General features: G+C 71.4%; 6 protein-coding genes. 3 read left to right on the forward strand and 3 right to left on the reverse strand.

Annotated features, from left to right (window positions below):
* Window positions 1–53: 53 nt before the first annotated feature.
* Window positions 54–1,100: a glycosyltransferase family 2 protein gene (locus ACIRP7_RS24845; protein ID WP_403663459.1), complete on the forward strand. Its 1,047-nt coding sequence runs from the start codon at window positions 54–56 to the stop codon at window positions 1,098–1,100.
* A gap of 17 nt (window positions 1,101–1,117) precedes the next feature.
* Here the strand turns inward: ACIRP7_RS24845 and ACIRP7_RS24850 are convergent, their stop codons facing one another.
* Window positions 1,118–1,780, reverse strand: a complete 663-nt coding sequence (locus ACIRP7_RS24850; RefSeq protein WP_403663462.1) for a hypothetical protein — start codon at window positions 1,778–1,780, stop codon at window positions 1,118–1,120.
* Between the two features lie 71 nt (window positions 1,781–1,851).
* On the opposite strand from ACIRP7_RS24850, the gene ACIRP7_RS24855 reads away from it, so the two are divergent.
* Both ACIRP7_RS24855 and ACIRP7_RS24860 read left to right on the forward strand, forming a co-directional pair.
* Window positions 1,852–3,876, forward strand: a complete 2,025-nt coding sequence (locus ACIRP7_RS24855) for an O-antigen ligase family protein (RefSeq protein ID WP_403663465.1) — start codon at window positions 1,852–1,854, stop codon at window positions 3,874–3,876.
* Window positions 3,873–4,772, forward strand: coding sequence for a glycosyltransferase family 2 protein (locus ACIRP7_RS24860; protein ID WP_403663467.1), 900 nt, complete (start codon window positions 3,873–3,875; stop codon window positions 4,770–4,772). The genes ACIRP7_RS24855 and ACIRP7_RS24860 overlap by 4 nt, the downstream gene beginning before the upstream one ends.
* On the opposite strand, the gene ACIRP7_RS24865 is transcribed toward ACIRP7_RS24860, so the two are convergent.
* Together ACIRP7_RS24865 and ACIRP7_RS24870 are read right to left on the reverse strand one after the other, a co-directional pair.
* Entirely contained in the window at window positions 4,751–5,542 is a 792-nt protein-coding gene (locus tag ACIRP7_RS24865; protein WP_403663470.1) for a glycosyltransferase family 2 protein, read from the reverse strand. The two genes, ACIRP7_RS24860 and ACIRP7_RS24865, sit on opposite strands and share 22 nt — an antisense overlap.
* 11 nt (window positions 5,543–5,553) lie before the next feature.
* Window positions 5,554–6,609, reverse strand: coding sequence for a hypothetical protein (locus tag ACIRP7_RS24870; protein ID WP_403663473.1), 1,056 nt, complete (start codon window positions 6,607–6,609; stop codon window positions 5,554–5,556).
* Between the last annotated feature and the right edge of the window lie 54 nt (window positions 6,610–6,663).

Genomic DNA, 6,663 nt, shown 5'->3' on the forward strand with positions numbered 1-6,663 from the left:
TGGTCCGCGCCGAGTCCGGCGCGGGCCGTCACCGGGGATTGGCTTCCCCACAGATGAGCACCGTCAGTGTTGTCATCCCCTGCTACAAGTACGGCCATTTCCTGGCCGACTGTGTGAGCAGCGTCCTGGACGAGCAGGACGGCGTCGACGTCCGGGTGCTCATCATCGACGACGCCTCGCCCGACGACTCGGCGGAGGTGGCGCAGAAACTGGCCGCCTCCGACCCGCGGATCGAGGTCCACGTCCACGAGACCAACAAGGGCCACATCGCCACGTACAACGAAGGCCTGCTGGAGTGGGCCGACGGCGACTACGTGGCCCTGCTGTCCGCAGACGACCGGCTGGTCCCCGGCGCGCTGGTAAGGGCCGCGGCCCTCCTGGACGCCCACCCCGAGGCCGGCTTCGCCTACGGACGGCCGCTGCGCTTCCAGCACGGCGGTCCGTTGCCCGAGGCCCGTACCCGGAGCACCGGTTCGGTCGTCTACCCCGGCCACTGGTGGCTCGACCGGCGTTTCCGTGAGGGCACCGGATGCATCACCTCGCCGGAGGTCGTCGTGCGTACGAGCCTCCAGCGCAAGGTCGGCGGCTACGATCCGGCACTGCCCCACGCCGGCGACATCGAGATGTGGATGCGGCTCGCCGCGCACGCCGACGTCGGCTACATCCGCGGCGCCGACCAGGCCTTCTACCGCGTCCACGGCAAGAACATGTCCACCGTCGACTTCGGCGGCCAGCTCGACGACCTGCGCCAGCGGCTCGTGGCCTTCGACTCGGTGCTCACCAAGTGCGCCGACCGGCTGCCCGAGGCCGACCGCCTGGCCGACCAGGTCCACACCCGGCTCGCCCGCTTCGCGCTGCGCCGCGCCTACCGCGCCTACGACCGGGGACGTACGGCAGTCGTCCCGGTCGAGGAGTGCGTCGCGTTCGCCGAGGAGTGCCTGCCCGGCTACCGGAGCCTGCCCGAGTACCGCGCGCTGCGGCTCAGACGGCGGATCGGGCCGAAGGCCATGCCCTACCTCCAGCCGCTGGTGTGGTCGGCCGTGGCCGAACGCGGGCGGGAGTGGCTGTGGTGGGAGTCCTGGAAGCGTCGCGGAATCTGATGAACGACCCGTTCCCCTCAGCTCACCACGGGCACCGGATCGGTGCGACGGCGGCGCCCCGGGGCGTCCTTGCGGCGGCTCAGCAGAAGCCGGTCGAGCCACAACGCGCCGACGATCCCGCCCGCCGCGCCCAGCAACGCCGTACCCGCGAGGCCCCGCATCCTGTCGCCCTGCACCTGGGCGGCGCTCGGGGAGGTCAGGACCGTCGCCGTGATCCGCGCCCCGGCGGGAACTCCCTGGGCCTTCTGCAGCGCGTCGACATGCCGGGTGTAGACGTCGATGATGCGGCTCACCGCCGTCACCGCGGCCTTCGCGCCGGACGCCTGCGACTGCACCTGCAAGGAGGGGATCAGATAGCGGGGCGTCGCGCTGGTGCCGCTGTTGCGGGGGACGAGATGGTAGGTCCCGTGCACGCCCGCCGCCTTCAGCTCCTTGGTCCCGGCGGGGGATTCCAGCTGCCGTATGACGCCGTAGGAGAGCACGGCGAGCGGCGGCTGGAGGTTGGTGAGCTGGTTGGGCTGGTTCTGGGTGACCGGCGGCTTGAGCACCACCACCGCGGAACCGACGTACTGGGGGGCGGGGCGCACCACGTGGTAGGCCCCGGCAGCCGTCAACAGCAGCGCCACCACCAGGACGTACCAGCGGCGGAGCAGGGCGTCGGCGACGTTCCCGGGCGACATGTGAGTTCCTTCCGTCGCCCCCGATACTGGCAGGACATGTGGCCGGATGCCACCGAAAGGAGGAATGGTTCGTGAGCATTGGTGAGATATGGGCCATTCTGTGCCGACGGTGGTACTTCATGGTGCCGTTCACCGTCCTGAGCCTGCTCGGCGGCGCGTATCTGTACGAGACGGTCCCGGTCTCCTACGAGTCGCAGAGCTCGGTCGCGCTGCTGGACTCCTCGGCCGTCGCCCGGCTGGCCCCCACCTTCGGCAACCCCATCTCGAACGCGGGCGGTTCGCTGATCGTCACGGCCGACGTGCTGATCAGAACCCTCGAATCGAGCGACGCGGCCAAGGAGTTGCACGGCAGAGGCGTCACGGACCCCTACGCGACCGGGTTCGCCCCGGACAGCGAGAGCCCGCTGCTCGTCCTCAGCGTCACCGGGACCGACCGGGAGAAGGTGCTGAAGGAGACCGACATCCTGACCGCCTTCGCGGGCGAGCAGCTCGACGCCCTCCAGGCCGCCGCCAAGGTGCCGCCCGCCTATCTCGTGCAGACGGCCCCCGTGGTGCTGCCGCAGACCCCGGTGGCGGAGTCGAAGAACCGCTACCAGGGCATCGCGGCCGTCGTCATCGTCGGCGTCGTCAGCGCGTTCCTGCTGTCGATCCTGGTGGAGGGCATCACGGTGGTCCGCCGCCGGCGCAACGCCGCCGCCCGGCCGCGCCAGGCCCGCGCCCCCGCCCGCGAACGCGAACGGGTGGGCTGGCTGAACCGCCGCGTCGACGCCACCGCGATCCTCACCGTCTACCTGGCACTGGCCTTCTACATCCCCTCCAACCTCGCCCTGCCCGCGCTCGGCGGGGTCGGCACCCCGGCCAACGTCTTCGCCCTGCTCGGTCTGTTGTGGTACCTCGCGACCTGGCTGGGCGGCCGCATTCTGCCCGCGCCGGGAACCAGGTTCGTGCGGGTCTCGATGTGCGTGCTCGGCACGGCCGTCCTCATGGCCTACATCGCGGACGCGATGCGCGAGAGCTCGCACCAGGAGGTCCTCGGGGCCGACCGCGGGCTCATCGGATACCTGGTGTGGGTCTCGCTCGTCGTCCTGACCTCGGCGGCCATGCAGGAACGCGGCCGCCTTGACGTCCTGATGCGCCGGGTGGTCGTCCTGGCGTCCGTCGTCGCCGCGATCGGCTTCTACGACTTCTTCGCGGCCACCAACATCGCCGACTCCATCCACATCCCCGGCCTGCAGACCAGCGTCGCCCAGGTGAGCGCCATGGACCGCGGTGCCTTCACCCGGCCCCGGGCCACCACGGCCCAGCCGCTGGAGTTCGCCGGCATGCTGGCCATCCTGCTGCCCTTCGCGCTCCAGCAGGCCTTCGATCCGGTACGACGCCACCGCCACGTCCTGCGCCGCTGGGCCCCGGTGGTGCTCATGGGCGGTGCACTGCCGCTGTCGGTGTCGCGGACCTCGATCATCGGGCTGCTGCTGGTGGCCCTGGTGATGGTGCCGCGCTGGAAGCCGGCCCGGCGCTGGGCCGCGATCGGCGTGATGACGGCCTCCGTGGCCGTCTTCAAGGTGCTCGTCCCCGGACTGATCGGCACGATCACGGGTCTGTTCGCGTCGTTCCTGTCCAACTCCGACAGCAGCACCCAGGCCCGCACGGTCAAGTACAGCGCGATCGTGCCCTATCTGAAGGAGCACCCGCTGTTCGGGCGGGGCTTCGGCACCTTCACGCCGGACCTGTACTTCTTCACCGACAACCAGTACATGCTGACCCTGGCCGAGATGGGGGCGCTCGGACTCCTCGCCCTGCTCGTCCTGTTCATCACCGGCATCCACCACGGCGGCGCCGTCCGGCGGCTCGCCCGCACCGAGTCCGACCGTGAACTCGGGCAGGCGTTCTTCGCCTCGTCGCTGGTCGCCCTGGTCAGCAGCGCGACCTTCGACTCGCTCAGCTTCCCCATGTTCGCCGGCATGTTCTTCCTGGTGCTCGGGGCGGGGGGCAGCTACCTCGGTTTCATCCGGCGCGAGGCGGCCGCCGCCGCTCTCCCGGCCGTCCCCCGCAATGCCTCCGAAGACCGGCTTCCCCAACTCGTGGAGTCCCGTTGAGCCCCGTCGCCGTCATCGTCGTCACCTGGAACAGCGCCAAGGTGCTCCCCGGGTTCCTCGCCGCCCTCCCGGACGGCATGGCCGGCCTGGACTGGCGGCTGGTCGTCGCCGACAACGACTCCGCCGACGACACCGTCGAGCTCCTCGGGAAACTGGCCCCCGACGCGACCGTCGTGCAGACCGGCCGCAACGCCGGGTACGCGGCCGGCGTCAACGCGGCGCTGAAGGCCGTCGACCACGGGGACGTGGCCCTGATCTGCAACCCCGACATCCGGATGCGTCAGGGCTGCGCCAAGCGTCTCGTCGACAGCCTCGGCGACGGCGTCGGGATCGCCGTACCCCTGCTGTACGAGGAGGGCCGGGACACGCCCCACTACTCGCTGCGGCGGGAGTCGAGCGTGCTGCGGGCCCTCGGCGAGGCCGTCATCGGCAACCGGCGGGCCGGGCGCTTCCCGCGGCTGAGCGAACTGGTCACCGACCCCGGCGCCTACCGGCGCCCCACGCGCGCGGACTGGGCGACCGGCGCGCTCATGGCGATCTCGGCCGAGTGCCGGGCCGCCTGCGGTCCCTGGGACGAGTCCTTCTTCCTCTACTCGGAGGAGACCGAGTACTGCCTGCGGGCCCGGGATCTGGGCTGTGCCACGCAACTGGAGCCGTCGGCCGAGGCCGTTCACCTCGGGGGCGACTCCCAGGTGTCGCCCCGGCTGTGGGCCCTGCTCACCCTCAACCGGGTGCGGCTGTACCGGCGGCGCCACGGAGTGGTCCCGACGGCCTGTTTCCGGGCCGCCGTACTGCTGCGTGAGACGTCACGGGCGGTCCTGGGCCGGCGGGCCAGCAGGGCAGCGGTCGCCGCGCTGCTCCGACCGGGCGCCGCTCAGCCGGACCACGTGGTGTAGAAGCTCCCGGGGTTCACCAGATACCGCACGGTGGCGTGCGGCACATGGCGTACGGCGTGATGGCGGCTGTAGCGGTACACGAGCTCCCAGTCCTCGCGCGGCAGCACCCGAGGCGTCCGGCGCAGACGGCTGAAGTGCAGGGAGCCGTCGCGCCGGGCGACGAACGCGTTGGTGTCCAGGAAGGACTCCCGGGCGGCCCTTCGGCGGTCGAACTCCACGGACAGCACGTCCCGTTCGGTCCCGTCCGGCAGGACGCGGCGCAGCGCGGTATAGACGCCGTCGGGCCCGCCGGGGGCCTCCAGAACCGCCAACGCCCTCTCCAGGTGGTCGGGTTCCCACAGGTTGTCGTCGTCCAGGAACGCCACGTACGGCGAGCGGGTGAGGCGGATGCCGACATTGCGCACGACGCCCGCCACGGCGGTGTTGCGTGCCAGCGAGACGGCGAACAGGCGGGGGTCGTTGGGGAGTTCGGGGAGCCCGGCGCCGTCGTCGACGACGATGACGACCTGGTCGCGCACCGTCTGGGCCAGCGCCGAGGCGACTGCGGCCCGCAGTGCGTCGGGGCGTCGGTGGGTGGCGATGACCGTGGCGACGAGGGCCTGCGGCACGGGCCCGACGACAGCCGTGAGGCGGCGGGTCTCGGCGTCCTCGAGACGACGCAGCCGCACCGCCGAGGGCAGCAGCAGCACCTTGTTGCGCAGCTCGAAGAGGACGAGCCAGCCGAAGGCGCGCTTGAGGAGCTCCCAGGGGGCGCGGGCGATGCGTCGCATGATCGTCTTCCTCAGCCTGCCGGTTCGGGGGTGACGGGAGTGCCGTCGTCGAACCGGTTGCCGCGCCACACGTTGTCCGCGCCGCCCGCGTTCCAGGCGGTGACGGCACCGTAGACGCCGGAGTAGCGGTGGTACCGGGTGGAGAACACGTTGTTGGTGACGGTGATCCCGGTGGCGCCGTCGCCGCCGCCGTACAGGGCGTAGGCCCCGCCGGCCAGCAGGTTGCCGTCGATGACGGTGTTGGAGACGTGCCCGGTGTCCGCGAACAGGCCGACGGCTGCGGACGCCCCCTGGTCGACGGGGACCGGGTTGAGCAGGGTGTTGTGCCGGACGACCAGTGTGCCCCTGCTGCCGCCGCCGCTGATCACCGCGTCGGTGTGCTGCCATTCGCCGCCGTTGTTGCGGAAGGGGACCAGGCCGTGGACGTAGTTGTCGTGGAGGTTGCCCTGGCCCATGGAGAGGGCGTTGCCGAACACGGAGATGTCGCACCAGCCGACCTCGATGGCGCTGCTGCCCATGTTGGAGACGGCGTAGTCGACCCCGCCGTTGTCGGGCCCCTTGCCGGGCACGGCGGTGATGGTGGTGTGCAGGACCCTCAGCCCGCTGTAGCCGGGGCGCAGGTTGATCCCCCACCAGTTCGTGGAGGTGATCCTGCTGTCGATCACCGTCACGTTGTTCGCGTAGATGTCGAGCGAGCCGGTGACGTCCTGGCCCCTGATCACGGCCCCATCGGTCCTGACGCTCATGTTCCCGGCGGCGCGCGCCTTGAGCCGGATCCGGGGGCCGGTGTTGCCGGCGTCCGGGAACCCCGCTCCCGCGGGCGCGGCAGTGGTGGCCGGGGTCCTGTCAGGAGAACGGAAAGGCGCGGACGGCTTGGGCCTGTGGGTGGGCCACGAGATACCCGGACTCACGGAGGCCGAGGCGCTCGCGGACGGCGTGGGGTCGGCGACGGCCGAGGGCGTTCGTGTGGGCGTCGGCTCGGCGCGGTCGCCCTTTTCACCCCCCGAGGAGCAGGCGGCCGTCAGGAGAAGCGCCAGGCCGACGAGGAGTCGGCGGAGCGTCGTCATGCGGTCTCCGGGGTCCGGGGGCCGAGCAGGAAACGGCGGCTGGGCAGCACGACG

Source organism: Streptomyces sp. NPDC102270 (assembly GCF_044766405.1).
In the GTDB taxonomy this organism is placed as follows: domain Bacteria; phylum Actinomycetota; class Actinomycetes; order Streptomycetales; family Streptomycetaceae; genus Streptomyces.

What these genes read in the sequence shown, in the direction of transcription:
- ACIRP7_RS24845 (WP_403663459.1), top strand. Translation starts at nt 54, where the DNA reads ATGAGCACCGTCAGTGTTGTCATCCCCTGCTACAAGTACGGCCATTTC.
- ACIRP7_RS24850 (WP_403663462.1), bottom strand. Translation starts at nt 1,780, where the DNA reads ATGTCGCCCGGGAACGTCGCCGACGCCCTGCTCCGCCGCTGGTACGTC.
- ACIRP7_RS24865 (WP_403663470.1), bottom strand. Translation starts at nt 5,542, where the DNA reads ATGCGACGCATCGCCCGCGCCCCCTGGGAGCTCCTCAAGCGCGCCTTC.
- ACIRP7_RS24870 (WP_403663473.1), bottom strand. Translation starts at nt 6,609, where the DNA reads ATGACGACGCTCCGCCGACTCCTCGTCGGCCTGGCGCTTCTCCTGACG.